Below are 23,494 nucleotides of genomic sequence, written 5' to 3' on the forward strand. Positions count from 1 at the left end.
CCTCTCCGCCTCCGGTCCGCCCCCGGCCGGCGCGTCAGGTCGGCGCCCAACCGTCCCTACCGCCAGCGCGCCGAAGCGGCTACAACCTGGGCTCGCGGTGCGGCACGCTGACGCAGCGCGCTCAAGCACCGAGGGCTTGCCGATGGACCACGACATCGACGACGTGATCGACGGCCGGTACACGCTGATCGAGGTGGTCGGTCAGGGAGGCCACGGCGTGGTCTACCGCGCCCTGGACCAGGAAACCGGCGCGCACGTCGCCGTCAAGTACCTGCGGCCCGAGTTCGCCAGCGATCCCGCCCTGAAGGCCCGCCTGCGGCGCGAGGCCCGCGCCATGGGGGAGCTGGCCGGCACCAGCGCGACGCACGTCTTCGCATTCAGCGAGGCGCCCGACGGCACCCTCTACATCGTCATGGAGTTCCTGAAGGGCAGCGATCTCGAGACGGCGCTGCGCCAGCTGGAGGCGCGGAACCAGCGGCTCCCGCTCGACGAGATCCGCGAGCTGTTCCGCCCGATCGTCGACACCCTCGACGCCGCGCACGCGCGCGGCATCGTCCACCGCGATCTGAAGCCCGCGAACATCTTCGTCCTCGACCACGACACGGGCGTTCCTTCCTCCACCTCCCCTCACCGCGGGAGCGCGCCGGCCCGCGCCGGCACGGCGGCACGGGGGCGCGTGCGCTTGCTAGATTTCGGTCTTGTCAAGGTCATGCAGGCCGACCCCCTCACCCGCGAGGGCGCGATCCCCGGCTCGCCCAGCTACATCGCGCCCGAGGTATGGAAGGGCAGGCCCCAGGAGATCGACCACCGGATCGACATCTATTCGCTCGGCGCGGTGCTCTTCCGCGCGCTCGCGGGGCGCTTGCCGTTCGCCGGCGCGAGCCGGGTCGACATCCTGCTCGCCGCCGCCCGCGGCCCGCGGCCGAGCTTGCACGCCTTCCGTCCCGACCTGCTCCCCGAGGTGGACGCGTGGGTCGCGCGGGCGCTCGCCGTGGCCCCCGAGGAGCGCTTCCAGGACGTCCGCTCGCTTTGGAGCGCGCTGGAGCCGCACCTCGACCACGCCGATCGATCCAGAGGCGAGCCTGCCGCCGGAGGCGCGATCCCGCGCTGAGCACGTTCCTCACCCGACCGCCTTGCGACGCGGGAAGCGGCGCTGGTAGCGTGGTGCAAACCATGCCTGAACCGAGGGCCGCAGGATGAGCTCCTCGCCCGGCCTGTTGCAGCCGAATACGCGGTTTCGCAACCGTTACCAGGTGCTGCGCGTCATCAAGGCGGGCGGCATGGGCGCCGTCTACGAGGTGATGGACGACGTCACCGCGACGCGCCGCGCGCTCAAGGTGATGCTGCCCAGCCTGCTCGACAGCGAGGAGCTGCGCGCCCGCTTCTCCCTCGAGGCCCGCATCACCGGCGTCATCGAGAGCGACCACATCGTCAGGACCTCGGACGCCGGGGTCGACGAGGAGACCGGCACCCCGTTCCTCGTCATGGAGCTGCTCCGCGGCGAGGAGCTCGGCAGCCTCGTCAAGAAGCGCGGCGCCCTCCCCGCCGAGGACGTCGCGCTCTACCTGTTCCAGGCCGCGCTCGCGCTCGACAAGACGCACGCGGCGAGCATCGTCCACCGCGACCTCAAGCCGGACAACCTGTTCGTCACGGTCCGCGACGACGGCTCGCCGTGCGTGAAGATCCTCGACTTCGGGATCGCCAAGGTCATCGAGCAGCACCACGCCTCCACGCTGACGCGGCAGATGCTCGGCACGCCCGTGTACATGGCGCCGGAGCAGATCCGCGCCGAGCGCAACGTCGGCCCGCGCGCCGACATCTACGCCCTCGGGCACGTCGCGTACGCGCTCCTCGTCGGCGAGTCGTACTGGGCCCAGGAGGCCGAGGCGACCGCGTCCCCGTACATGCTCGCGGGGGAGCTCCTGCGCGGCGCGATGGAGGCGCCCAGCGCGCGCGCGGCGCGGCGGTCCTCGGCGGCGCTGCCGAAGGAGTTCGACGGCTGGTTCCTCAAGGCGACGGCGCTCAAGGCCGAGGACCGCTTCGAGCGCGCGTCCGTCGCGGTCAGCGCGCTCGCCGCCGCGCTCGACGTCGCCCTCCCGCGGGCCTCGCGCGTCATCCTCCTGCCGGAGCCGACGGCGCCCGCGCCGAGCGCGAACCCGAGCCCGACCGACCCGACGCTGCCCTCGAAGCCCGGCACGGCGAAGGGCTTCGCCGAGGTGCCGACCGTCACCGTGCCGGAGCTGTCGTCGAAGACGCCTCCCTCGCGCCCCGGTCCGGCCTCCTACCCCAGCCCGCTCTCGCGCTCCGTCACGCCGTCGGCGCCCAATCCGCCCTCGCGCTCCGTCCCTCCCTCGTTTTCTTCCGCGCCGCCCGCGCCGTCGGCCGCCTCGAAGTCCGCGGAGACCCGACCCCGGACGCCGCCCCCCCTGGACCCGCCGGGCCGGACGGGCCTCTCCGGGAGCGAGCCGTCGAGGAGGTCCGAGCTCACGTCGAAGCGCGATCGCGCCCCGCAGCGGCGCTTCAACATCAGGCCCGACACGTCGACGGGGGTCCTCCACGTGAAGGTGTGGGGGTTCTGGGACATCGACGAGGGCAAGGCGTACCTCGACGAGTTCCGCCAGAAGGCGGCGACGCTGCTCAACCTCGGGAAGCCCTGGTACGTGCTCGCCGACATCGCGGACTTCCCCCCGCAGAAGCCCGAGGTGAGCCCGTACGTCGAGCAGACCATGGCCTACGCCGTCGAGCACGGCATGCGCAAGGCGGCGAACCTCGTGAACAGCGCGCTGTCGAAGATGCAGATCTCCCGCCTGTCGGCCGCCATGGGGCTGCCCGAGTACTCGTTCTTCACCGCGGAGGCCGACGCCGTCGCGTGGCTCCTGAAGGGCTGAGCGCGAGGGGGGCCGAGCGACGCCGGCCGGCCACGAAGGGCCGAGCGCGAGGCCGGCCGCGAAGGGCCGAGCGCGCTCAGCCGAGGACGAACCGCCGGATGCGCCCGGCGAGGCTCCGCACCTTCTCCTCGGCCTCGAGGTAGCGCTCGGCCGCGTCGCGCAGGTGGGCCTGGCGTGACGCCATGAGCAAGCTCAGCTCGATCACGAGCTGCGGGCGCGCCTCGATGATCGGCTGCAGGGCCTCCTTCGTGATCTGGTAGAGCACCACCTCGTCGACGGCGCGCACCGTCGCGGTGCGCTCCTCGCCCGTGAGCAGCGCGAACTCCCCGAAGACGGCGCCCTTCTCGAGCGCGGCGACCGTCGCGTCCTGCCCGTCGGCGTGCCGCACCAGGACCTCGACGGCGCCGGACGCGACGACGAACATCGACGAGTCCCGCTGCCCCTGCAGCACGATCCGGTCGAGCGGCCCGTACTCGATCCGGCGCGCCTTCGTGGCGAGCTTGCGGAGCTCGCGATCGAGCAGCGGCTTGAAGACCGGCGTCCGCCGGAGCAGCAGCATGAGGTCCTCGGCGCTCGCCTCCCGCGCCGCCTTGCTCGGCTCCTCGAGCTCGATCGACGGCGCGGCCCCGTGGCCGTCGCGCCGCTGCAGCGCGGCGAGGTGCGACGGGTTCTTCTCCATGTACGCCTCGAGCAGGCTCGCGTTCCGCGGGATGCACTCGTCGCCCGTGTAATCCATGAGGTTCCGCTCGGCGGCCCACCGGGCGACGTCGTTCATCGACTTCCGGTACTGCCGGCACGCCGCGGGGAAGATGCCGTCCTGGTCGCCGAAGAGCCCCGTCAGCGCCTCGGGCATCAGGTTGAGCCCGAAGAGCCGCATGTCCCCCCGCTGGTGCCAGAGCGCGAAGTCGCGCCACCGCGGATCGAGGTGCGCGAGCTCCGGGAACGCGAGCACGTTGTTCTTGAGCACGGCCCGCTCCGCGTCGCGGAACACCCGGTGCCACGTCTCCTGCGCGTTCCACAGGTTGGGGCCGGCGAGCTCGATCGCCTTCTGCAGGTCCGCGTGGTGGGCGTGCAGGAAGGCGAGCGTGGCCTTCTGCTTGCGCATCAGGTTCGTCAGGCTCACGGGCCCGGCCGCGAAGAAGCCGGCCGCGCGCGGCGCGATGTGCCGCATGTCCCAGACCTGCGCCCACGCCGCGACGTCGATCGACGCGCGGATCGGCGCGAACGCCGCGCCCTCCTCGAAGGCCTCGCGCTCCCCCGGCGAGAGCATGTCCGGGTAGTCGTGCTTCACGGCCTCGAAGATGCCGAGGCACGTGAGCAGCTCGAGGTAGAGGCCCACCCGGAGCAGCCAGCGGGGGTCGGGGAGGTTGCGCCGGTGCTGCTCGAGGTCCTGATGGATGGCCCGGAGGTACAGGAGCGCCTTGTCCATGCCGATGGTCAGCACGGGGAACCACGGGTGATAGCCGACGTGGAGCTCGTCGGCCCCGAGCGCCCGCTGCTGGATCTCCGTGTCTGCCTTGACGAGCCGGTCGAGCAGGCGCGCGTAGAGCGAGCCGAAGCGGCCGGTGTCGAAGATCTCGATGTCCGTCGACTCGGAGGCGACCGTCCTGCCCGCCTCGCTGAGCTTGATCTCGACGCGGAGCTGCTGCCGGAACAGGCTCGCGAACGTGAACGGCTCGAAGCCGTCGGTGACGCGCCGCCGGAACGACTCGGGCAGGTCGCCCCAGAAATAGCCGCCGCCGGTCGCCTCGCCGGGGGGGTGCGGCACGAGCTGCCGCGCCGGCACGATGGTGGCCACGTAGACCGTCTGATGGAACGAGTTCCACGGGGCGGGCTCGAGCTTCGGGACGGGGTAGGACGAGGTCGAGACGATCTGCGGGCTGAGCGGCACGTCCATGAGGCCGGGCACCGGGCACGGCTCGCCGCCGTCGGGGCTCGCGGGGAGGAACCACGCCGACATGGTCACCTCGAACGGGCGCTCGAAGGGGGCGACGAACGCGTAGATATCGCGTAGCCGGTAGAGCAGCCACACCTCGTCGCCGAGCTCCGACGGGTCGCCGGAGGTGTTGATGCAGCCGACGCGCTCGCTGCACCCGTGCCCCGGATAGAGCGCCTCGTCGACAGGCCGCTTGCCGGGCTCGAACGGGATGAGCTCCAGCGACGGCGAGAGCTCGGCCGACTCCTCCTCCGGGCTCTGGCGCGCCTCGAGCTGGCGCAGGTACTGGCGGACCCGGGCGAGCTTGTCTTCCCAGTCCATGCCCTCCACACGGCTCATCAGCAGCCGCTTGAACTGCCTCTGGAACTCCTTCGGGGTCATCATGCTGCGTCCACCTGAGTTGCCGGGGGCCGGACAGGCCCTCCGCGAGAGCTTACCGGCTTCGCGCGCGCGGCGTCGTGCGATCAGCGCGGCGCGCGCGCGAAGCCGAGGGCTCGGCTCGGCGCGCGGGGCGCGGCGCTCCGCGATCGGGCCGAGACCACGTCGGTGCGAGCCCCTTGCAGCGCCGCGTCTCGGAAGGTACGGGCTCAAGCCCTATGGCTATCGAGATCCGCGAGCTCCGGAAGGGCGACAAGAAGGTCCTCAAGGACTTCCTGAACGTGGTCGACACCGTCTACGAGGGTGAGCCCAACTATATCCGCCCGCTCGACTTGGACATCTCCGATCGGCTCGACAAGAAGAAGAACCCGTTCTTCGAGCACGCCGAGGGGACGGCGTGGGTGGCGTACAAGGACGGCCGGCCAGCGGGCCGGATCACCGCGCAGGTCGATCACGAGCACCTCCGGGTCCACCGCGACGAGACCGGCTCGTTCGGGTTCATCGATACGATCGACGACGCCGAGACGGCCGGGGCGCTGCTCGCCGAGGCCGCGGGCTGGCTGCGCGCGCGCGGCATGAAGCGCATGCGGGGCCCCTACTCGCTCTCGACCAACGAGGAGATCGGCTGTCTCATCGAGGGCTTCGAGCTCCCGCCGGTGATGATGATGCCCTACCACCGGCCGCACCAGGGCCGGCTCATCGAGCAAGCGGGGCTCGAGAAGGTGAAGGACCTCTACGCGTGGGGCTACGAGGTCGGCAACGTCCCCGCCCGGGCGCAGAGGGCCCACGCCGAGGTCCTGGCGATGCCGGAGGTGCACACGCGCTGCGGCGATCCGAAGAACCTGCTCCGCGACATCCGGATCCTCATGGACGTCTACAACGACGCCTGGAGCGACAACTGGGGCTTCGTCCCGATGACCGAGAAGGAGCTCGTCAAGTGGGCGAAGGACGTGCGGCTCATCCTGATGCCCGAGCTCACCAAGATCACGTTCATCGACGGCGAGCCGGCCGCCGTGTCGCTCGGGCTGCCCGACCTCAACCAGCTGATCAAGGACTTCCACGGCAAGCTCCTCCCGGGCGGCATCTTCAAGCTGCTGTGGCGGCTGCGCGTGCGCGGCCCGAAGCGCGGGCGCCTCGTCGTGCTCGGCATCCGCAAGAAGTGGCGCCACGTGCGGCGCTACGCCGGGCTCAGCGCCTTCCTCTACGTCGAGATGAACCGCGCGGCGCATCTGCTCGGCATGGAGGGCGGCGAGCTGGGGTGGACGCTGGAGGACAACGCCGCCATCAACGCGGGCATCCGGCTGATGGGCGGCCGGGTCCACAAGAAGTACCGCGTCTACGAGCGGGCGCTGTGATGGACGCGCGCGCCGGCTGTGCGACGTGGGCGCCAGCGCCGGCGCCACGTCGAGCCGCCGGCGGGCGCCGGGACCGGAAAGGAGGAGCGGATCGATGAGGGTGCTGGTCACGGGCGCGAGCGGGTTCCTCGGCTCGCACGTCGCCGAGCAGCTCGTGGAGCAGGGGCACAGCGTCGTCGCCCTGGTGCGGCGCTCGTCGGACACGAGGTTCCTGTCGTCGCTGCGCGGGGTCGAGCTCGCGTACGGCGCCGTCGAGGACGCGGAGAGCGTCCGCCACGCGGTCGTCGGCCCGCCGGGGGTCGACGCGATCGTGCACTCGGCCGGGCTGGTCAAGGCGCGCGATGAGGCGGAGTTCTTCCGGATCAACGTCGACGGCACGCGGAACCTGCTCGACGCGGCGAAGGCGGCGCCGGCGGGGGCGATTCGGCGGTTCGTGTTCGTCTCGAGCCTCGCCGCCATCGGCCCGAGCCTGGACGGGCGCCCCATCGCCGCCGACGCGCGCCCGGCCCCGGTGACGCGCTACGGGCGCTCGAAGCTCGAGGCCGAGCGGCTGGTCCTCGCCGAGAAGGGCGCGTTGCCCGTGGTCGTCCTGCGCCCCCCGATGATCTACGGCCCGCGCGACCAGGAGTCGTTCGCGTTCTTCCAGAGCGTCGCGCGCCGCTTCCTCCCGATGCTCGGCGACGGCAGGAACACGCTCAGCGTCATCTACGCCTCCGACGCGGCCGCCGCGTGCATCCGGGCGATCGAGAGCGACGTGCCGAGCGGCCGCGCCTACTTCATCGACGACGGAAGCGTGTATGTGTGGCGCGACATGCTGGCGGACGTGGAGGCGGCGCTCGGCGCGCGGGCGCTCGTCCGTCTCGGCGTCCCGTTCTCGCTCGTGCGCGGCGCCGCGCTCGCGAGCGAGGGGCTCGGCCGCCTCACCGGCAAGGCCGTGATGCTCACGCGCGACAAGCTGAACGAGCTCTCCGCGTCGCACTGGGTCTGCGACTCGAGCGACGCCCGCAGGGAGCTCGGCTGGGCGCCCGAGGTGAGCTGGGCGGAGGGGACGCGCCGCGCGGTCGCCTGGTACCGCGAGCACGGCTGGCTGTGACGTGACGCCGCGCCGCGCGCCGTTTGACGCTCGCCCACGGCCTCCGTACCGTAAATGTATGTTCCGCTGTCCGCCGGTTGCCCCGGGCCTCGTCGCGATGGCGCTCGGCCTCACGGCGGCGCCCGCGCAAGCCCAGGAGCCGCCTCGAGACGGCGCCGCCGCGGCGGCTCCGGACGCGGGCAGCGCGGCGGCGGCGCCGGCTGCGCGCGGCGCGCCGGAGGCGCCCGCCGCACGGTCGGCCCTGCGCGGCGCCGTCGTGGTGGCCGTGGACGACGCGAGCGCCGAGGCGGCTCGCTCGCTCGCCCGCGCGATCTACGGCGACCCCGCGCTCCGCCCGCCGATCGACGAGGCGACAGCGCAGGTGCTCGCCGGCGATCCGCCGCGCCCGGACGCGCCGGCCGCCGTGAAGGAGCTCGCGGAGGTGCGCCGCTCCGCCGGGCGCGCCGAGTCCGAGCCGGTCGCGCGCGGGCTGCTCGCGTCGCTCGGCGCGGGCGCGGGCGCGGCGCTCGTCGTCGCGGTGAGCACGGCGCACGGCCACCCCGTGGCGCGCGTGCTCCGGGTCGCGGGCGCGAGTTACGCGCCGCTCGAGCTCGGCGCCACGGTCCAGCGGACCGCCGACGGCGCGGCCGCCCCCGCCGGGGCGATCTTCGGCTGGCCGGGCGCGGGCGCGGCCGTGCGCGCGCTGCTCGCGGGAGACGAACGGCGCGGAGGCGCGGCGGGTCCCGCTGCGACGCCGACCGCGCCCGCCTCATCGCCGCGCGGGGCCTCGGGACCTCGCGGGCCTCGCGCCGACGTCGCCCAGGCGGCGTCGGGGTCCGCGGGCGGCGGCGCCAGCTCGTCGGAGCCGTCGGAGCGGCGCTCGACGTGGAGCTCCCCCTGGTTCTGGGGGCCGCTCGCTGGCGTCGTCGCGACCGGGATCGTCGTGCTGGTGCTGGCCCAGACGGGCGGCGATGACGGCGACACCGTGCACCTCCGGGGCCGGATCGCGCCATGACGCGCTCCTCCCGGCGCAGACCAGCGGGGCTCGGGCTGAGGCTCGCCGCGCTCCTCTGCGTCGCGATCATCGCCGCGCCCGCGCGGCTCGCCGGCGCCGCGCCCCGCGTCTACGACGCGCCCGCCGCGCCGCGCGACGGCAGCGCCGATCTTCCCGTGCCGCCGCCGCCTCCGGCGTACCACACCGAGGATCTCGGCTGGATCGAGTTCGCCTATCACCCGTCCACCCGCGACCGTGTCCGCCCGCTGATCGCCCGCGCCGGCGACCTGCGCGCCGAGCTCGGCGCCCTGCTCGGCCGCGACGTGCTGACCGCGCCGGTGAAGGTCCGGATCGCGGATGTGCCCGCCGAGCTCGACGATCTCGTCCCCGGGGGCCTCGCTGGCCGCGTGACGGCGATCTCGTTCGGCGCGCTGCGGCTCGCCGTCCTGAGCGCCTCTCCGCGGCTCGGCGCCGAGACGCCCGATCTCGAGGCATCCTTCCGTCACGCGCTCGCGCACCTCGCCCTGGATGAGGTGACGGGCGGCGCCGTCGTCCCGCGCTGGTTCCATGAGGGGTTCGCCGCCCACGTGGCCGGAGACCGCGGCGCTCGTCGCGCGCAGGAGCTCTCGGTCGCCGCGCTCCGGGGGCGCCTCCTCCCGCTCGACGAGCTCGAGGCGAACCTGACGGGCGCCGAGGACACGGCCGGCTCGCTGCCCTACGCGCAGGCGGCCGACATCGTCCGCTTCCTCGTCGAGGACGAGCGGCGGCAGGGCTTCGTGCGCGCGCTGGCTCAGGTGCGCGGCGGCGTGCCGCTCGAGGCCGCGCTCGGGGCCGCCTATGTCTCGACGGGCCGCGAGATCGAGCTCGCGTGGCGCGCCAACGTCGCGCGCCGCTACGGCTTCGTCCCGGTGCTGGCCGGCTCGCTGCTGGCGATCGGGCTGCTGGTCTCCGGCCGGCTGGCCGTGCAGCGGCTCCGCGGCCGGAGGTCGCCGCCGCCTCCCGCGCCGCGCCGCCGGCTCCGCGCGGCGTCGGAGGTACGCCACCGGCCCGCGCGCCCGTCCACGGTGCAGCTCGTCGCCACCCTGGGCGCGCGTCACCGCAACGAGGTCGACGGCGACGCGGACGTCCCGAAGGTGGAGCACAACGGCCAGTGGCACACGCTCCATTGAACACCACGGAGCAGGCCCCTCCTCGGCGCGATCCCCCCGGACCGCAGCGCCGCCTGACGGAGCTCGCGCTCGGCGCGGCCTGGCTCATCGGCCTCGCCGCGGCCCTGCAGATCGTGTCCGTGCTCCTGTCGTCGAGCCCGCTCGCGGCGGCGCTCGCCGGCGCGGTCATCGCCGACGTCGTCGCGGCGCGGGCCGGCGTGCAGTGGACCGACCCTCTGGAGCCGGAGGGCCCAGGCCGCCGCGCGCGCCTGGCCCGTCGCGTCGGGCTCGGCGCTGCGCTGGGCGCGCTCGCCGTGCTGATCACGCTCGGCGTCTCCGCGGTGCTGGGGTGGGTGACGGTCGAGGCCGGGGCGCCCTCGGCGAGCCTCGGCTTCGCCCTGGCGCGCGCCATCGCCCTCGCTGTCCGCGACGAGCTCCTGCTCACCGGCATCCCGTTCGCCGCCGCGGCGCGCGCCGGCCTCTCGCCCCGCCCCGCGCTGGTCTTCTCCGCCCTCGCGCACGGCGCCGCGCTCGGGCTCGCGCCGGGCGCGTCCCCGTCGAGCTTCGCCCTCGCGACCGCGCTCGGCGCGCTCGCCGCGGCGCTCTTCCTGCGCGGCCGCGGCGTGTTCGCGGCGGTCGCCGTCCACGCGAGCTTCACCGCGCTCGCGGGCGCAGGTCTGCGCGGCGCCCTGCTCGACGCGACGTGGATCGACGGCGCCCTCGCCGCGGGGACGCAGGCCTCCGGCCCGCCCGCCTGGCTCGGCGCGGCCGTGCTCGCGATCCTCGCCGCGCTCACCCTCCGCGCCGGCGCCCCGCCGCCTGACCGTCCAGCGCGGTGAGCGCCCCCGCCCCGCGCGGCCGCCACGGAGCTCTCGCCGCCGCGCTGGCATGAAGCGCGACGCACCCGCGTTGTAGCTCCGGACATCGGCGCTGGCGGCGCCGCGTCCATCGCAGCTGCGCACTCGGCCTCTCCCCTTCCACCGCCTGCGTCCGGTTTCCAGCGCTCGGCGCGTCACATCCACCGGACCGACACCGACATTTCACAGCGCCGTGAGAGCACGTGCCGCGCAAGCGGATCGCGGGCGAACACGCGCGATGTCCCACAGCGCCTCACCCCTCGGACACGGCTATGTCATATTTCAGCGCACCGCGTCAAGCACACATTGACGCGCCGCCTTCGAGGAACCAACGATCAGGTATGCACTGCGGAAGGATCCTTCGGATTGCGCCGATGATGCTGCTCGCGCTCGTGTCGACGGGCTGCGGCATGGCGACGATGATCGACACGAACACGCGCTCCATCCAGGCAACGACGGAGGAGATGCGGCGGACCCGCGCGACGATCGAGGATTCGAATCAGACGCTGCGGAGCTCGCAGGAGAGCATCGATCAGCTCGCCGAGCTGCGTCAGCCGATGGAGAAGCTCGCCGAGATGCAGGCGGCGATGGAGCGGCTGGCCGAGCTCAAGGGGTCGATGGACGCAATGCAGCAGAGCATGCGGGAGACCGCGCGCCTCAAGGAGTCGATGGATCGGCTGAGCCAGATGGAGGCCACCATCGCCGCGATGAACGAGAGCCTCGTGGGCATCCGCGGCCCGCTCACGGACGTCGCCGCCCTGAACGCACCGATGCGCGACGTCGCCGCCCTGGACGCGCCGATGCGCGACGTCGCCGGGCTGAAGCAGCCGATGGAGCAGGTCGCGACGCTGCGCGAGCCGATGAAGGAGGTGAGCAAGCTGTCGGCGCCGATGGAGGAGATCAGCCAGCTCGGGGGCGATGCGTCGCGCCAGACCGGCCTCATCGCCGTCGGCCTGCTCGGCTGGGGCGTCGTGACGTTCCTCGGCGTGTACTTCGGCGTACAGGCCGGCACCCGCCGCCAGCAGCGCCTGGCGCAGGGAGACAGGGACTCGAGCGCGGGGCCGGCGCCTGCCGAGCCCGCGCCGCGCGTCCTCACCGAGAGCCGGAGCTTCGAGCGCCGGGCCCAGATCAAGTCGATGTGATCGATCTCTGCCGGACGCCTGTCCGGCCGGCGAGCGGCGGAGTCGCCCGCCGCCCGCCGTCACATCACCCACCGATCAACGATACGTGTCCCAGTGCGCCGACATGCGATCGGCCTGCCCTGCAGTGAACCCATCCATGCAGGAGTCGTCGGTGTAATCCATGAAGTTCTGGACCGGGTCGAGCCCACCTCCCCGGCAGCTGTCCCTGTTCAGCGGGCAGCCATACGCGGCGCTGCGCTCCGACGCCGTGTCCGCGACGCCATCACCGCTCTTGTGGCAGCCGCCTTCGAACGTGTGGAAGAGGCCGAGCCAGTGACCGACCTCATGTGTCCCCGTATCTCCCTCGTTGTACGGCGCCGCATTGCCGCCGGGTAACGTGGAATGGAGCAGGACGACGCCGTCGTCGGTCGGACGGGCCGCGTAGCTCGAGGGGAACGTCGCCCAGCCCAGCAGACCGCCGCCCGGATTGGCCGTGTAGAGATTGAGGTGGTCTGGCCCACCAATGCGGAGCGCTGCCTTGGCCTGCCGCTCGGCCGAAGAGCCCGACGACATGGTGTACCAGGTCGCGTTCCTCGTCCGATCGACGGAGGCCAGCGTGAAGCTGAAGCGGGTGTTCGCGTACGCCTCGTTGAGCACCTCGATCTGCTCCGCGATCATCCGGTCCGTCACGTCGCCGTTCGAAACGCCGACGCCCTTGTTGATGACGTGGACGTGCACGGGGATCTCGACCGCCGCGCCCACCGAGAACCCGAGCGCCATCTGTCTGCGGACGGACTGCTCGACGGCTTCCTTCTCAACGTCGCTCAGCTCGACGGTCGCGCAGCCGCGCCGCAGGGGCGCCGGCGCCGCCTCGACCTGCTCGGGCTCGACGTCGACGACGGCCGGCGCATCCTCCGCGGGGGTCGAGGGGTCGGCGCCGCACGCGACGCCCAAGGCAGCGATCAAGACTAAGGCAAATACTTCCGCGCACGTCCGAGCTCGCATGGACACTCTCCTTGGTTCATTTCCCCGCAAAGGAAGCATGAATATATATCCGCGATCACAATCGGTTCAATTCCAAAAGGGCTGATTCCACTCGCGACGACCAAGGAAGATTCCATGTCTTGGTCGTTCTGGTCGTTCTGGTCGTCTTACGAGTCTTGCGCTCTCTCGCCGAACGCCGACAGGCCCCCGGACACGCAGAGCGATGACGAGGCGCAGCGGCCCGTGTGGAACGGACACGCCGATTGCTCCAACGTGGATCGATCGCTCCATGATGGAGCACACGTCGAGAGCGGCGCGGACCGAGGGAGCGCCCCGCGACTCGAGATCAGACGACGACGGGGACCTGGCTGTTCCGCCTGTTCCATGTCCTCCGCGCCTTCGGGATCAGGGCCCGCGGAGCTCACCCCGATTTCGAGGCGCTTTCCCGAGGAGCGCCGCGCCGCGCGCCCATCCGCCTGGTCTGTGCAGCTAGAGCGACGCTCGAAGCCAGGTGCACGGCGTTATCCAAACTCTCCGCCTGCCACATCCTCTCGGCGCCGGGTCGGCGCTCGCCGCCGCCGGCCCTCTCGTCGGGGCCGCGCCGGACACGCGCACACGCGGCCCGCACGAGGGCAGACGCAGCGTTCTCGCGGGCGGTGGCGCGGCGGGCTCGGCGGCGCCCCTGCGATCTCGCTCACACTGGCACGCGGCCGACCCGGGCGCTGCGCGGCCGACGGGCGCGATGCATCGTGATTGCAGTACTCTCCTGGCGACGGTAGATGTCTGGCATGGCGCGTACGAAAGCAGGTCAGTCCGCGGAGGAGCTCCGTGAGCAGATCCGGGCGGCCGGCCTGCGGGCCACCTCGCCGCGCATCGCGGTGCTGCATAGCCTCGGCCGCTCGCGGACGCCCGTCAGCCACGCGGAGCTCGCTGCTGAGCTCGCCCCCAAAGGGTGGGATCGCGCCACCATCTACCGGAACCTGATCGACTTGACCAACGCCGGGCTCGTGCGCCGCACCGACATGGGCGACCACCTCTGGCGGTTCGAGCTGCGGGAGTCCACCGGAGCCCACGCGGCGGACGAGCACCCGCACTTCATGTGCGACACATGCGGCGATGTGCTCTGCCTCCCTGACGAGAGCATCGAAATCAAGGCGGCGCGCGGCGCGCCGCGCGCGTTGCGGCGCAAGGGACTCCAGATCCAGATCAAGGGCCGCTGCGATCGGTGCGTGCAGGCCTGAGCGGCGGAGCAGCCCCGGGCCACCGGCGGCCCCGTGCCGCGTGAATGACGCGGCGCTCGGCGGCGCTCAGCGACGCTCAGCGACGACAGACGCCTGTCCGCATCCTGGTTGCAACACCAATTTGATATTGATTAGGCTACGCGGCTCGGGCATAGCCCACCGCGCCCATGCTCGCGCTCGTCGTCGTCCTGTCGATCGCCGGCCTCGCCGCGGGGCCGCTCCTCGTGGCGCTCGGCCGGCGCCAGGCGCTGCCGACGTCGGCGCTCGACGGGCTGACGCTCGGCCTCGTGCCCGCGCTCATCCTCACGCGCCACCTGCCGCACGTCGTCGAGGAGATCGGGGCGCAGGCGCTCCTCTGGGCGGCGCTCGGGTACGCGGCGCTCGGGCTCACGGAGCACCGGCGGCGCGACACCGGCGAGGTGCTGGGGCGGGAGATCGCGTTCTCGGCGCTCGCCGTGCACGGGCTGCTCGACGGCGCCGGGCTCGCGCTGGCCGTGGCTGCGGCCGACAGCGGCGCGGACGGGGTGCTCTTCGCGAGCGCCGTCCTCGTGCACCGGCTGCCCGAGGGGCTGTCGCTCGCGGCGCGCTTCCTGCCCGCCTGGGGCTGGCGGCAGCTCGGAGCGCGCCTCGGGCTCCTCGGGCTGCTCACCGTCCTCGGCGCCCTCCTCGGCCAGGGCGCCGTGGAGAGCCTCCCCCACGAGTCGTTCGAGGTGTTCATCGCGTTCGGCCTCGGCGTCCTCCTGCGGCTCGTGGTCCACACGCACGAGGCGCCGCCCCGGGGGGCGCGCGCGCGGACGGCGAGCGCGATCGCCTTCGCCTCGGGGCTCTGCGTCGCGCTCGCGCTCCCCAGCCCGGAGAGCTCCTTCACGAGCGCGCACGCGTCCGAGCTGTCGTTCGCCGAGTCGCTCGGCCCGCTGTTCATCGAGACGGCGCCCGCCGTGCTCGCCGGGCTCGCGGTGGCAGGGCTCCTGCGCGCGCTCTCTCCGATCGTCCTGCATCGCTCGACCGGCTCGCTGCGCGGCGGCGCGGCGCTGCCCCGGGCCGCCCGCAGCCTGGCGTCCGGGCCGGCGCTGCCCCTCTGCGCTTGCGGCGTTGCGCCGCGCATGCAGCGGCTCTCGCGCGCGAGCGCGCCGGTCGCCGCGGTCGTCGCCGTCGTCCTCTGCGCGCCGGCGCTCGATCCTGCCGGCGCGCTGCTCTCGCTGCGGATGCTCGGCCTGCCGTTCACCGCGGCGCGCGTCGCGGGCGGCGCGCTCCTCGCCGTGCTGGTCGCGCTCCTCGTCGCCAGGGTGGCCAGGACGCCTGGCTCGAGCGCTGCGCCCTCCGGCGGCGCGCCGCCCGTCGTCGCCCGGACCGTGGCATCGCCGGGCGCGCGGCTCCGCGCCGCCGTCGCCGAGGCCGTCGGTCCAGCGCTCGATCACATGGCCGCCTGGTACGTCGCGGGCCTCCTGCTCGCCGCCGTCCTCGAGGCGGCCATCGCGCCGGCCGCAGCGCGCGCGCTCGGCGCGCCGGACGACGTCCTCGTGAGCGCGCTCCTCGCGGTGCCCGCTCACGTGTGCGCGCACGGCGCGGCGCCGCTCGCCGCGGTGATGATCCACAAGGGGCTCCCGGTCGGCGCCGCGCTCGCGTTCCTCGTGGCGGGACCGGCGACCCACATCGCGGCGCTCGGCGGCCTGCGTCGGGCGTTCGGAGCGCGCGCCGCCGCCGCCGCCGCGCTCTTCAGCGTCGCCTTCGCGGTCGCGCTCGGCCTCGTCGCGAACGCCTTCGTCCCCCTCGCGGCGATCCCGGACCTCCACGACCTCGCGCCCCAGGAGCACTCCACCATCGCGTGGGTCTGCGCGGCCGCGCTCGGCGCGCTCCTGCTCTCGAGCTTCATGAGGCTCGGCCCTCGCGCATGGCTCGGCGGCATGCGCGGCGCCGGCGACATCGGTGCGTCCGGGCCGGAGGAGCCGCTTGCGCCCTGCGCAGGCGCACATCGCTGCAGCGCGAGCGGCGCACCGGGCGACCACGGCGCGCCGCCCGCGTGACGCCGGGCTCCCCGGAACGTCGTTCCAGGAGCTCACGCTCGCCGCTCTCCCTCGCGCGCCGCTCGCCGCTCTCCCTCGCGCGCCGCTCGCCGGTCTCCCTCGCGCGTCGTCCCGCGGCCTCCACCTCACGCGCCGGAGCTCCGGCGCGGGGCGGCGCGGCGATCACCCTAGCTGGACCGAGCCGTGGTGATCGCAGTGATCGCCGTGCGGATGGTGCAGGTGCGCCCCGACGAGGTAATCGAAATGATCGCCGTGGGGCACGGCCTGATGGCCGCAGCCTGCCCCGTGCGTGTGCGCCTTCTCGTGATCGGCGCATGCATGGCTCGGCGTGCACGCGTCAGGGTTCTCCTTGCCGACCGAGAGCACGTGCTCATCGAAGTGATCGCCGTGCGGGTGATGCAGGTGTCCGTCGTGCAGGTAATCGACGTGGTCCTCATGCCGCAACGCCTGATGTCCACATCCCTGCCCATGAACATGGGCGTGCGCTTCATGCGTCTGGTGGTCGTCCATCGACTTGCATCCTTTCCATCAATGCTCGCTTCGAGCTCGGGTGACGGCTCGACGTGGGGCCAACATGGGGCCCCGACGCGCACCGCCGCAAGGAGCAACCTGGCGCGCATGCCGTGGGCGAGCCGACCACGCTCGCTCGCCCTGCGGCGCCGCGGCGCTCAGCGGATCCAGTACCTGCCGATGAGCACGAGCGCCATTGCCCAGAGCACCACCCCGATGCCCGCCGCGACGAGCATGGCCTTTGGCAGGCGCCTGCCGTGCTGCACGAGCCGTCCCAGCGTCCCGGCGGCGTCGCCGCCCCGCGCCGCCGTGCTCTCCGGCGCGAGGCCGACGTCGCCGCTGAGGCCGATATCCGAGGCGCGCCGCCCCTTCTGTCCCCGGAAGCGCTCGGCACGCAGCTCGCGGAGAACGGCCTCGAGCTCCTTCGCGAGCGCGTCCGCCGAGGCGATCCGTTCGTCGCGCTCGCGGCGGAGGCACGCTTCGACGAGCTGGCAGAGGTGCTGCGGGAGCCCTGGCCTGCGCGCGGCGATCGGATCGCAGTCCTTGCTCAGGATCCGGACCATCAGCGCGTTGTAGTTCGGCGCCTGATGCGGGGTCGTCCCGGTCAACGCCTCGTACATGACGACGCCCAGCGACCAGATGTCGGCGCGAGCGTCCACGTCCTCGCGCCCCGCGGCCTGCTCGGGCGACATGTACGCCGGCGAGCCGACGACGCAGCCCGTGCGGGTCAGCGAGAAGTTGTGCTCCTTCTCCAGGACCTTGCTGATCCCGAAGTCAAGGATCTTCCCCACGAGCTCGCCCAGGTGGTTGCGATGCACATAGATGTTCGCGGGCTTCAGATCGCGGTGGATGATCCCCTGCTGATGGGCCATGTCGAGCGCCCGCGCGAGGCCGAGGAAGAGCTCGACCAGCACCTCCGGCTCGATGGTGCCCTCGCGCCGCAGCCACTCGTCGAGCCCCTCGCCGACGAGCAGCTCGAACACGAGGAACGGAGAGCCGTCCTCGGCCTGACCGAGGTCGAGGATCTCGACGATGCTCGGGCTCCGCAGGCGCCCGCTCGCCTTCGCCTCGTTGAAGAAGCGCTGGAGCGCGACGGCGTCCCCGGCCACCTCGGGGCTCATCACCTTGAGCGCCACGTCGCGATCGATGAGCACGTTCTTCGCGGCCCACACCGACCCGCTGGCGCCTTGGCCCAGGAGCTTCACGAGCCGGTAGCGAGACTGGATGAGATCGCCGGGGTTCACTGCTGCGCCGAGGTGTCGCTGGGGAGCTGAAGGAACTGAGGGAACCGAGGATACGGACGAACCGGCGGGCCAGAGGACCGCGGAACCGAGGAACCGAGGAACCGAGGAACCGAGGAACCGAGGAGGAGCTGGCTTTACGCCGCCCCCGTCGGATCCGGACCGCAGGATAACCCGAGCCATGGACGAGCGGTACCGCGGTGCGGCGCGCTCCAGCAGGAAGCAAAAGTTCGCGGCGCGAGGGGGCGACAACCCGCCTCGCCGCCCCCGGGGGCGCAGAGATCCGTGGATTTTCCGATACCGCGACGCTTCGACTCGGCGTCATCGGCGCTCGCCGAGCACGACGGCGAGCGATGAAGAGGCTGGGCAGCGAGGGGCACAGCGCAATTTTCTTGTGCGCCGGCCCCTGCGCTGCCCTCGGGGGTGGGCGATCAGACGTCGTAGTAGAGGAAGAACTCGTGCGGGACCGGGCGGAGCCGGACCGCGTCGACCTCGCGCTCGCGCTTGTAGTCGAGCCAGGTCTTGAGGATGTCGCGGGTGAAGACGTCGCCGCGGAGCAGGAACTCGTGGTCGCGCTCGAGGGCGCCGAGGGCCTCGTCGAGCGAACCCGGCATGTGCGGCACTTCCTTGAGCTCCTCGGGCGAGAGCGCGTAGATGTCCTTGTCGAGCGGGTCGCCCGGATCGATCCGGTTCTGGACGCCGTCGAGGCCGGCCATCATCATGGCGGCGAAGGCGAGGTACGGATTGCAGCTCGCGTCCGGGAAGCGGACCTCGATGCGGCGGCCCTTCGGGCTGTTGCCCGGGGCCAGCGGGATGCGGATCGACGCCGAGCGGTTGCGGCTCGAGTACGCGAGGTTCACGGGCGCCTCATAACCCGGGACGAGCCGGCGATAGCTGTTCGTCGTCGGGTTGGTGAGCGCGGCGAGCGCCTTCGCGTGCTTCAGGATGCCGCCGATGTACCAGAGGCCCGTGTCGGACATCCCGGCATAGCCGTCGCCGGCGAAGAGCGGCTTGCCCTCCTTCCAGAGCGACTGGTGGCAGTGCATGCCGCTGCCGTTGTCGCCGAAGAGCGGCTTCGGCATGAACGTCACCGACTTGCCGTTCTTGCGGCCGACGTTCTTGATGACGTACTTGAACCACATGAGGTTGTCGGCCATCGCCGTCAGCGTCGAGAACTTGATGCCGATCTCGCACTGGCCGGCCGACGCCACCTCATGGTGGCCGACCTCGACCCCGATGCCGGTCTCGATCAGCGTGGACATCATCTGCCCGCGCAGATCGCCGAGCGTGTCGGTCGGCGCGACGGGGAAGTAGCCCTCCTTCGACCGGATCTTGTGCCCGAGGTTCGGGCCGGCCTTGCCGGAGTTCCAGACCGCTTCGTCGCTGTCGATCTCGTAGAAGGCGCCGCGCTGCGAGCTCTCGTAGCGGACCGAGTCGAAGACGAAGAACTCGGCCTCGGGCCCGAAGTAGGACGTGTCGGCGATGCCGCTCGCGCGGAGGTGGTTCTCGGCCTTCTGGGCGATGTAACGCGGGTCGCGGCCGTAGGGCTGGCCGGTCACCGGATCGCTGATCTTACAGATCATGCTCAGCGTCTTCTGGGCATGGAACGGGTCGAGCTTCGCCGTCGACGGATCGGGCGTCATCAGCATGTCGCTCGCGTTGATCGGCTGCCATCCGCGCACCGACGAGCCGTCGAAGCCGATCCCCTCCTCGAAGAGATCCTCGTTCAGGCGGGACGCCGGGATGGTCGTGTGCTGCCAGATGCCGGGCAGATCGATGAACTTGAGATCGACAAATTTTACGTCGTTTTCCTTCGCAAACGCGACGACATCTTTCGCCTTCATGATCTTCTCTACCTCGCTGACTCGCTGCTCTCGCTGTATGTGACTCGACGGTGCGCGGGCTCGTGCTCGCTTCTCGGTTGTCGGTTGCCGATCTGTCGATGCTGTCGATCCTCGAGCCTGTGACCCGCCGCGAATGCCCTGTGACGCTCTGCCGGCGGCGCGCCTCCTAGATGGCGTCCTCGCCGCGCTCCCCCGTGCGGATCCGCACGGCCTCCTCGACGGGGACGACGAAGATCTTGCCGTCGCCGATCCGACCCGTCTTGGCGCTCTTCTCGATGGCGTCGATCACGTCGCTGACCATGCTGTCCGGCACGACGATGTCGACCTTCACCTTCGGCACGAAGTCGACGACATACGCCGACCCTCGATAGACCTCTTTCTTGCCGCCGGTCCGACCGAAGCCCTTTACCTCGGTCACCGTCATGCCCTGAATCCCGACCTCGGCGAGGGCGTCCTTGACCTCGTCGAGCTTGAACGGCTTGATGATCGCCTCGACCTTTTTCATTGCGCACGCCTGTGGTGACCGGGTGCCCGCCAGGGTGGAAGACCCGGGCGCTCACCCGAAAGGCCCCGCCGGAGCAGAGCTGGTAAAGGGGGGACACCTCCGCCGGCGGCCTCCCATCGATGTGCCGGGCGCCGCCCGGCTTCCGATCCGTGACGGGGGCGGCCCGGTCCACCGAGCCTTGCCCGCCACTGTCAACGACTCAGGGACCCATCCAGCGGAGCCGGATCGGCGACCCTTCACCCCGGACGCTGGCGCGCGACCGAAGGTCCAGGCTGGTGTACCCAAGCTCATGTTTCCGGAATGTTTCGCGCACCGCGCGAGCGTGAGAAAAGTGCATCGGACGTCAGGAAATCGGAGCCCGCTTACTTTTTTCACAGCTCCACCTGGGCAAGGCAGAGCTCGCTTGCGCGGCGGCGCGCCGGGGGGTGAGAATTCGCTTACGCACCGCGACGCCGGAGGTGGCCCCCTCCTTATGAATGATGCCGTCCCGGGGTGGAATCCGTTTTCACGGTGCCGTTCCGGAACCGCTGAGCCCGCTCGCGCGGCGCCATGGAGAGGATCGGGCCCCTCCCCGACCGGTCATGCTGCGCTCGCCATTGTTCTTGTGACGCGGCTCGAATAGGCTGCGCTGGCGAATCCAGTCGCGGGACAGCCCTGCCTGATGGCTTTGCCGAACAAAGCGAAGATCCCGGTAGGCACGGTCCTCGCCGGAAAATACCGCATCACACGCGAGATCGGGCGCGGCGGCATGGCTGCCGTGTACGAGGCCGAGCACATCGACATCGGCAAACGCGTGGCGATCAAGGTGCTCGCCCAGGAGCTGACGACCTCAGCCGTCGTGGTCGAGCGCTTTCTCCGAGAGGCCCGGGCCGCCGCGTCGATCCGCAGCCCCTTCATCTGCGACGTCTACGACTCGGGCAAGCTCGACGACGGGCGGCCCTTCCTGGTGCTCGAGCTCCTCGAAGGCGAGTCGCTGTACGAGCGGATGACCGTCATCAGGTACCTCGACCCCGAGACCACCGTGACGGTGGTGTCCCAGGTGTGTCGAGGGCTCACCAAGGCGCACGCCGCCTCCATCGTCCACCGCGACCTCAAGCCGGAGAACATCTTCCTCACGAAGGATGAGGAGGGCCGGCTCTGCGCGAAGATCCTCGATTTCGGCCTCGCGAAGTTCTACGCGCCGGTCGACGGCGGCGACGCGCAGGCGCGCCTCACCCGCGAGGGCGCGGTCTTCGGAACGCCGGCGTACATGAGCCCGGAGCAGGTGCGCGGCCAGGGAGCGGTCGACCACCGCGCGGATCTCTGGGCGCTCGGCTGCATCACCTACGAGTGCCTCACCGGCCGCACCGTCTGGCAGACCGAGCAGGGCGTCGCGATGACGTTCGCGCAGATCGCCAACGCGCCCCTGCCGCAGCCGGCGGCGCTCCGCCCCGACCTCCCGGCGAGCTTCACCACGTGGTTCGAGAAGGCGCTCGACCGCTCCATCGATCGCCGCTTCCAGACCGCGAGGGAGTTCGCCGACGAGCTGTCGGTCGCGCTCGGCGTCGCCCAGCCGACGCCGCCGCGCGGCGCGGAGCCGTCCCAGGCGGGGCTCGTCATGCCGGGCGGCGACCCGCCGGCCGACCTGTCGTTCGACCCGCCGGGGGTCGTCCGTGTGACCCCCAACGAATCGCGGCGGACCGTCCCGTCGGGTCCGGCGGAGCGCGGGGGAGATCCGTTCGCCGGGCTGGACACCTCGGGCGCGCCCGGCGCCGCGATCGCCGGGCGGATGAGCCAGGGCGCGGGGCAGCAGATCACGTTCTCCGGGGGCTCGGGCGAGACCTCGGTCCCCGATCCGCTGGCGCACGCATCGACGCCGAAGCGAGGCGGCGCGGGACGCGCGCTCGTCGTGTTCGGCGTGCTCGCGCTCGTCGCGGGCGGCGCCTACGCGGGTTACCGCCAGTTCCTCAAGCCGACGGCCCTGCCGCCCGTCTCGTCGAGCAGCGCGGCGCCGTCGGCGACCAGCTCCCCCTCGGCGTCGGCGTCCGCCGGGGCCAACGTGCCGGCGCGCACCGACGCCCGCGTCGAGCCGCCCGCCCTGGCGTGGCCGCCGCTCGTCGCGCAGGCGCAGGAGGCGGTCGCCGCCGGCGATCTCAAGGCCGCGCTCAGGCTGCTGAAGGACGCTCAGGACAAGGGCAACCACCCCGTGCCCCGGACCCTGATCGAGCACGTGCAGGTCGCCCTGAAAGACGCGAGCGGCAAGGCGCCTTGCGCGCTCACCGGCCTCGCGAGGCCGCGCACGCACGATCTGGTGCGCGAGGGCGGCCGCGTCGTCGGGGCCAGCCGGCCCTCGATCGCGCTCGGGCCGCGCGGCGCGGTGGTCACCTGGACGGACTCGCACGAGGGCGGCACCGAGCACGCCTACACGACGACGCTGGACGGCGCGCTGCGGCCGTCGTCGCCGGCGCTCGACGTGACGCCCGAGGGCCGCGCCATCGGACGCCCCGAGCTGACCTCCGCAGGCGATCGGCTGGTGCTCACGTACTGGGACGGCAAGGGGCCGGAGGCCGGCGTGCACGTGCGCTGGCTCGACGCCAACGGGCGGATCGACGGCCCTGCCGTGATGGTCGCGCCCTTCCCTCGCGGAGGGAACTCGTGGCCCTCGCTCGCGCGCGCCGCCGAGGGGTTCCTGATCACGTGGTCGGACGACGGCGACAACGCCTCCGAGGACCTCTTCATGCGCCGCCTCTCGCCGAACCTCGATCCGGCGGGCGAGATCATCCGGCTGACCGACGTCACCCCGACGGGCCCCTCGAAGCCGCGCGTCCGCTTCCCCTCGGTGGCGGTGGCGAACGACGTGATGCACCTCGCCTTCCGCTTCGATCGCGAGCCGACGCGCGTCATCCAGTACATGCGCCTCCCGCTCGCGAACGCCAACAAGGGGCTCCCGCCGGCCAGCCCTGGCAAGCGCGCCGACCGCGCGCTCGGCGACCTGTCGCTCGTGAACAGCGATCGGGTCCGGAGCGACAGCCCCTCGCTCGCCTGCGGCGCGGGCGGCTGCTTCGTCGTCTGGCACGGCGAGGCGCCGCTCGGGGGCGCATCGGCCGCCTACATCGATCCGGCCAAGGGCCAGCCGCTCTGGCGCAAGCGGTTCTCGAAGTCGGGCGCGCGCCCGTCGATCGCGATCGCGCCGAGCGGGCAGGCCCAGCTGGTCTGGTTCGAGGGGGGCCGCCTGCTCACCGCGTCGATCAACCGCGACGGCATCGGCGCGCCAACGAAGTTCGCCCGCATCAGCGGGGATCAGCCGGCGCCCTCGATCAGCCCCGGCGCGAAGCCCGGAGAGTGGTATGTCGCCTGGCTTGACTACGAGGCGGGTCATCTCGAGCCCTACGCCGCCCGCATCCAGTGCCGGTGACC

At 72.2% G+C, this 23,494-nt stretch carries 17 protein-coding genes; 11 read left to right on the top strand and 6 right to left on the bottom strand.

The window, feature by feature from the left end:
* The first annotated feature begins 142 nt into the window (after positions 1-142).
* Positions 143-1,111, top strand: a complete 969-nt coding sequence (locus tag WME95_RS39240) for a serine/threonine-protein kinase (protein ID WP_437545059.1) — start codon at positions 143-145, stop codon at positions 1,109-1,111.
* Between the two features lie 85 nt (positions 1,112-1,196).
* Complete coding sequence (locus tag WME95_RS39245; protein ID WP_437904443.1) at positions 1,197-2,888, top strand: serine/threonine protein kinase; 1,692 nt, start codon at positions 1,197-1,199, stop codon at positions 2,886-2,888.
* 76 nt (positions 2,889-2,964) lie between these two features.
* On the opposite strand, the gene WME95_RS39250 is transcribed toward WME95_RS39245, so the two are convergent.
* The gene (locus tag WME95_RS39250; RefSeq protein WP_437904444.1) at positions 2,965-5,208 is read right to left on the bottom strand and encodes a cyclic nucleotide-binding domain-containing protein; all 2,244 of its coding nucleotides are present in this window, start codon (positions 5,206-5,208) and stop codon (positions 2,965-2,967) included.
* Between the two features lie 212 nt (positions 5,209-5,420).
* Here WME95_RS39250 and WME95_RS39255 point away from each other — a divergent pair, with 212 nt between their 5' ends.
* The 6 genes from WME95_RS39255 to WME95_RS39280 all read left to right on the top strand — a co-directional run bounded on the left by WME95_RS39255 (position 5,421) and on the right by WME95_RS39280 (position 11,770).
* Positions 5,421-6,557 (top strand): hypothetical protein, encoded by a 1,137-nt coding sequence (locus tag WME95_RS39255; RefSeq protein WP_437904445.1) that lies wholly within the window; start codon positions 5,421-5,423, stop codon positions 6,555-6,557.
* Positions 6,558-6,651: 94 nt separating this feature from the next.
* A complete protein-coding gene (locus WME95_RS39260; protein WP_437904446.1) occupies positions 6,652-7,650 on the top strand; it encodes an NAD-dependent epimerase/dehydratase family protein in 999 nt (332 codons plus the stop codon).
* A gap of 58 nt (positions 7,651-7,708) precedes the next feature.
* Positions 7,709-8,644, top strand: coding sequence for a hypothetical protein (locus tag WME95_RS39265; RefSeq protein ID WP_437904447.1), 936 nt, complete (start codon positions 7,709-7,711; stop codon positions 8,642-8,644).
* On the top strand, positions 8,641-9,792 hold the full coding sequence (locus tag WME95_RS39270) for a peptidase MA family metallohydrolase (RefSeq protein ID WP_437904448.1): 1,152 nt from the start codon (positions 8,641-8,643) through the stop codon (positions 9,790-9,792). The genes WME95_RS39265 and WME95_RS39270 overlap by 4 nt, the downstream gene beginning before the upstream one ends.
* The gene (locus WME95_RS39275; RefSeq protein WP_437904449.1) at positions 9,774-10,610 is read left to right on the top strand and encodes a CPBP family glutamic-type intramembrane protease; all 837 of its coding nucleotides are present in this window, start codon (positions 9,774-9,776) and stop codon (positions 10,608-10,610) included. The genes WME95_RS39270 and WME95_RS39275 overlap by 19 nt, the downstream gene beginning before the upstream one ends.
* 392 nt (positions 10,611-11,002) lie before the next feature.
* A complete protein-coding gene (locus WME95_RS39280) occupies positions 11,003-11,770 on the top strand; it encodes a hypothetical protein (protein ID WP_437545067.1) in 768 nt (255 codons plus the stop codon).
* A 75-nt stretch (positions 11,771-11,845) separates the two neighbouring features.
* Here the strand turns inward: WME95_RS39280 and WME95_RS39285 are convergent, their stop codons facing one another.
* Positions 11,846-12,754 (bottom strand): zinc metalloprotease, encoded by a 909-nt coding sequence (locus WME95_RS39285; RefSeq protein ID WP_437904450.1) that lies wholly within the window; start codon positions 12,752-12,754, stop codon positions 11,846-11,848.
* A gap of 767 nt (positions 12,755-13,521) precedes the next feature.
* On the opposite strand from WME95_RS39285, the gene WME95_RS39290 reads away from it, so the two are divergent.
* A complete protein-coding gene (locus tag WME95_RS39290) occupies positions 13,522-13,974 on the top strand; it encodes a Fur family transcriptional regulator (protein WP_437295011.1) in 453 nt (150 codons plus the stop codon).
* A 167-nt stretch (positions 13,975-14,141) separates the two neighbouring features.
* The gene (locus WME95_RS39295; protein ID WP_437904451.1) at positions 14,142-15,998 is read left to right on the top strand and encodes a permease; all 1,857 of its coding nucleotides are present in this window, start codon (positions 14,142-14,144) and stop codon (positions 15,996-15,998) included.
* 162 nt (positions 15,999-16,160) lie between these two features.
* Here the strand turns inward: WME95_RS39295 and WME95_RS39300 are convergent, their stop codons facing one another.
* The 4 genes from WME95_RS39300 to WME95_RS39315 form a co-directional block, all read right to left on the bottom strand.
* The gene (locus tag WME95_RS39300) at positions 16,161-16,508 is read right to left on the bottom strand and encodes a hypothetical protein (RefSeq protein ID WP_272102879.1); all 348 of its coding nucleotides are present in this window, start codon (positions 16,506-16,508) and stop codon (positions 16,161-16,163) included.
* 158 nt (positions 16,509-16,666) lie between these two features.
* A complete protein-coding gene (locus WME95_RS39305) occupies positions 16,667-17,752 on the bottom strand; it encodes a serine/threonine-protein kinase (RefSeq protein WP_437904452.1) in 1,086 nt (361 codons plus the stop codon).
* A gap of 428 nt (positions 17,753-18,180) precedes the next feature.
* A complete protein-coding gene (glnA, locus tag WME95_RS39310) occupies positions 18,181-19,593 on the bottom strand; it encodes a type I glutamate--ammonia ligase (protein WP_437545073.1) in 1,413 nt (470 codons plus the stop codon).
* Between the two features lie 166 nt (positions 19,594-19,759).
* Positions 19,760-20,098 (bottom strand): P-II family nitrogen regulator, encoded by a 339-nt coding sequence (locus WME95_RS39315; protein WP_012239819.1) that lies wholly within the window; start codon positions 20,096-20,098, stop codon positions 19,760-19,762.
* 661 nt (positions 20,099-20,759) lie between these two features.
* On the opposite strand from WME95_RS39315, the gene WME95_RS39320 reads away from it, so the two are divergent.
* Entirely contained in the window at positions 20,760-23,492 is a 2,733-nt protein-coding gene (locus tag WME95_RS39320) for a serine/threonine protein kinase (protein ID WP_437904453.1), read from the top strand.
* The last annotated feature ends 2 nt before the right edge of the window (positions 23,493-23,494 follow it).

This window comes from Sorangium sp. So ce327 (assembly GCF_051530205.1).
GTDB classification, from domain to species: domain Bacteria; phylum Myxococcota_A; class Polyangia; order Polyangiales; family Polyangiaceae; genus Sorangium; species Sorangium cellulosum_B.

What these genes read in the sequence shown, in the direction of transcription:
- WME95_RS39320 (WP_437904453.1), top strand. Translation starts at nt 20,760, where the DNA reads ATGGCTTTGCCGAACAAAGCGAAGATCCCGGTAGGCACGGTCCTCGCC.
- WME95_RS39265 (WP_437904447.1), top strand. Translation starts at nt 7,709, where the DNA reads ATGTTCCGCTGTCCGCCGGTTGCCCCGGGCCTCGTCGCGATGGCGCTC.
- WME95_RS39300 (WP_272102879.1), bottom strand. Translation starts at nt 16,508, where the DNA reads ATGGACGACCACCAGACGCATGAAGCGCACGCCCATGTTCATGGGCAG.
- WME95_RS39255 (WP_437904445.1), top strand. Translation starts at nt 5,421, where the DNA reads ATGGCTATCGAGATCCGCGAGCTCCGGAAGGGCGACAAGAAGGTCCTC.
- WME95_RS39240 (WP_437545059.1), top strand. Translation starts at nt 143, where the DNA reads ATGGACCACGACATCGACGACGTGATCGACGGCCGGTACACGCTGATC.
- WME95_RS39280 (WP_437545067.1), top strand. Translation starts at nt 11,003, where the DNA reads ATGATGCTGCTCGCGCTCGTGTCGACGGGCTGCGGCATGGCGACGATG.
- WME95_RS39290 (WP_437295011.1), top strand. Translation starts at nt 13,522, where the DNA reads ATGGCGCGTACGAAAGCAGGTCAGTCCGCGGAGGAGCTCCGTGAGCAG.
- WME95_RS39250 (WP_437904444.1), bottom strand. Translation starts at nt 5,208, where the DNA reads ATGATGACCCCGAAGGAGTTCCAGAGGCAGTTCAAGCGGCTGCTGATG.
- glnA (WP_437545073.1), bottom strand. Translation starts at nt 19,593, where the DNA reads ATGAAGGCGAAAGATGTCGTCGCGTTTGCGAAGGAAAACGACGTAAAA.
- WME95_RS39260 (WP_437904446.1), top strand. Translation starts at nt 6,652, where the DNA reads ATGAGGGTGCTGGTCACGGGCGCGAGCGGGTTCCTCGGCTCGCACGTC.
- WME95_RS39270 (WP_437904448.1), top strand. Translation starts at nt 8,641, where the DNA reads ATGACGCGCTCCTCCCGGCGCAGACCAGCGGGGCTCGGGCTGAGGCTC.
- WME95_RS39285 (WP_437904450.1), bottom strand. Translation starts at nt 12,754, where the DNA reads ATGCGAGCTCGGACGTGCGCGGAAGTATTTGCCTTAGTCTTGATCGCT.
- WME95_RS39315 (WP_012239819.1), bottom strand. Translation starts at nt 20,098, where the DNA reads ATGAAAAAGGTCGAGGCGATCATCAAGCCGTTCAAGCTCGACGAGGTC.
- WME95_RS39295 (WP_437904451.1), top strand. Translation starts at nt 14,142, where the DNA reads ATGCTCGCGCTCGTCGTCGTCCTGTCGATCGCCGGCCTCGCCGCGGGG.
- WME95_RS39245 (WP_437904443.1), top strand. Translation starts at nt 1,197, where the DNA reads ATGAGCTCCTCGCCCGGCCTGTTGCAGCCGAATACGCGGTTTCGCAAC.